Source organism: Parvibaculum sp., assembly GCF_035511255.1.
Lineage (GTDB): Bacteria > Pseudomonadota > Alphaproteobacteria > Parvibaculales > Parvibaculaceae > Parvibaculum.
Genome location: NZ_DATKFR010000259.1, coordinates 1 through 2796 on the forward strand (window position 1 = coordinate 1; position 2796 = coordinate 2796).

The 2796-nt window shown below is 67.2% G+C and carries 3 protein-coding genes; all 3 read left to right on the forward strand.

Annotation, left to right across the window (positions count from 1 at the left end; all coding sequences use genetic code 11):
• Positions 1–141: 141 nt before the first annotated feature.
• The 3 genes from VMR03_RS10310 to VMR03_RS10320 all read left to right on the forward strand — a co-directional run bounded on the left by VMR03_RS10310 (position 142) and on the right by VMR03_RS10320 (position 2716).
• A complete protein-coding gene (locus VMR03_RS10310; protein ID WP_325404873.1) occupies positions 142–1440 on the forward strand; it encodes a phage major capsid protein in 1299 nt (432 codons plus the stop codon).
• 11 nt (positions 1441–1451) lie between these two features.
• Entirely contained in the window at positions 1452–1883 is a 432-nt protein-coding gene (locus tag VMR03_RS10315) for a hypothetical protein (RefSeq protein WP_325404874.1), read from the forward strand.
• Positions 1884–2146: 263 nt separating this feature from the next.
• On the forward strand, positions 2147–2716 hold the full coding sequence (locus VMR03_RS10320; RefSeq protein ID WP_325404876.1) for a head-tail connector protein: 570 nt from the start codon (positions 2147–2149) through the stop codon (positions 2714–2716).
• The last annotated feature ends 80 nt before the right edge of the window (positions 2717–2796 follow it).

A 2796-nucleotide genomic window follows, 5' to 3' on the forward strand; every position in this document is an offset into this window, starting at 1 on the left:
CGGACGCACGCCGGATCGTTGCCGGCGGCTACAAGGCGCTGACGGTTTCGCGGGACGCGAAAGGCGGCGATGAGGCGACGGCGCGGGCGATCCGCGCGGCGTCGCGGATTTTCAACTGAACAGACATCAAGGAGAGCACGAATGAGTGCATTCATGACCGGCGTCCCGCGCATCGGGGCGTCGTTGAAGGGCCATGCGCGCGCGCCCGAAACGAAGAGCGCGGCGTCGCACGAGGTGCGGGACGCGATGGACGAGTTTCTCGGCGCTTTCGAGGACTTCAAGCAGGCGAATGACGAGCGGCTCGACGAGATCGAGAAGAAGCTCACCGCCGACATTCTGACCGAGGAGAAGGTCGACCGCATCAACCGCGCGCTCGACCGGCAGAAGAAGACGGTGGACGAACTGGCGCTGACGCTGGCGCGTCCCGACATCGGAGGCGAGACGCGGACGCGGCTCGATCCGGCGCGGCGCGAGCACAAGCGCGCCTTCGATCTCTATGTGAGGAAGGGCGAGGCGCAGGATCTGCGCGCGCTCGAGGCCAAGGCGCTGTCGGCGCAGTCCGATCCCGATGGCGGCTATCTGGTGCCGGCGGAGACGGAGCGGATGATCGACCGCATCGTGTCGGACGCCTCGCCGATCCGCGCCATCGCCGGCGTGCGCCAGATCGGCGCGGCGAGCTACAAGAAGCCCTTCACGGTGTCGGGCCCCGCGAGCGGCTGGGTCGGCGAGACCGAGACGCGGAGCGAGACGACCGCCTCGTCGCTTTCGGAACTCGAATTTCCGGCGATGGAACTCTATGCGATGCCGGCGGCGACCTCGACGCTGCTCGACGACGCGGCGATCAATATCGACCAGTGGCTCGCGGAAGAAGTACAGACGGCCTTCGCCGAACAGGAAGGCGCGGCCTTCGTCACCGGCGACGGCGTCCGGCGTCCGCGCGGCTTTCTCTCCTATGCGAAGGTCGCCAATGCAAGCTGGTCCTGGGGCAAGCTCGGCTATCTCGCGACGGGCGTCGCGGGCGCCTTTCCGGTGTCCAATCCGTCGGACACGCTGATCGACCTCATCTATGCGGTGAAGGCCGGATACCGGGCCAATGCGCGCTTCGTGATGAACCGTGCGACGCAGAGCGTCATCCGCAAGTTCAAGGATGCGGAGGGCAATTATCTCTGGCAGCCGGGCCTTGCGGCCGGCGCGCCGCCGACGCTGCTCAACTATCCGGTGACGGAGGCCGAAGACATGCCCTCCATCGCCAGCGACGCGACGGCGATCGCCTTCGGCGATTTCAAGCGCGGCTATCTGATCGTCGACAGGCTCGGCGTACGCGTGCTGCGCGATCCCTACAGCGCCAAACCCTACGTGCTTTTCTATACGACGAAGCGCGTGGGCGGCGGCGTGCAGAATTTCGAGGCGCTGAAGCTTCTGAAATTCGGAACGGCGTGAAGGAGAGAGACATGCGCGACTTTCATCGCAACATCAAGACCGTGCAGGCGCTCGATCCGGCGCTTACCACGGCGGCGCGGACCGGGGCGCCGATCGACCGTCAGGGCTTCGAAGCGGTCGAGCACATCGTGCTGTTCGGCGCGTCGGGCGACACGCTCTCCGGTACGCTCAAGACGGATGTGAAACTCGAAGCGTCGGAGGACGGCAGCAACTGGTCGCCGGTCGCCGACGCGAAAGCGGTTTCGGGCGGGCCGGTATCTGCGGCGGGCGTCTTTGCGACGGTCGATGCCGCCGCGAAGGCGCAGACGGCCTATCGCATCGGCTATCTCGGCAATGCGCGCTACAGCCGCATCAGCCTCGCGCTGACCGGCACGCATACGAACGGCACGCCGGTGGCGGCGATCGCGGTTCTCTCGAAGGCGAATGTGAAGCCGGTGGTTTAAGGCTTCGCGGGCGTCCTGGCCCTCCGCTCCTCCCTCGGAGGGCCGGGGCGTTTTTTGGAAGAAGATGGCACGTGTGATGCCTTCTTCCTTTCGCCCTCACTGTCATCCCGGCGAAAGCCGGGACCCATTGGTTCCCTTAGCAATCGAAGACGGAATGCCGCTCGCATTCCATATCCGGATCGCGGCGGCTGCGGCGAGCGGAGAGGCGAGTGGGTCCCGGCTTTCGCCGGGATGACACGGATATTTTTTGAAAGAACATTTGCATGACACTCATCCTGACGGCGGGGCCGGCCGAGGAGCCGGTGACGCTTGGCGAGGCGCGGGCGTTTTTGCGGCTCGACGACACGAGCGAGGACGGGCTTCTCGCCGCGCTCATCACGGCGGCGCGGGCGGTGCTCGAAGGCGAGACGCGGCGCGCCTTCGTGACGCAGAGCTGGCGGCTGCTCATCGACCGCTTTCCCGAAGGCGCGATCGTGATGCCGCTCGCGCCGGTGACCGAGGTGACGGCGATCTCGCTCGTCGCGCGGAACGGCGAAAGCGAGACGGTCGATCCGGCGCTCTACGATCTCGAACTCGGAGCCGAGCCGCCGCGCATTCATCCGGCGGCGGGCGGCGGCTGGCCGGCGCCGAAGAAACGCGCGGGCGGGATCGCGATCGAATTCACGGCCGGCTACGGCGGGCCGGCTTCGGTGCCGCAGGCGCTCAAACATGCGGTGCTGCTGCTCGTCGCGCATTGGTTCGAGACGCGGCTGCCGGTCGCCTTCGAGGGGGCGAACGAAATTCCCTTCACCGTCGGCGCGCTGATCGCGCCCTACCGGAGGTTCCGGCTATGAGCGCGCGGGATCCGGGACGGCTGCGCGAGCGGGTGACGATCGAACGGCCGACGCGGACGCCGGACGGCGCGGGCGGCGCG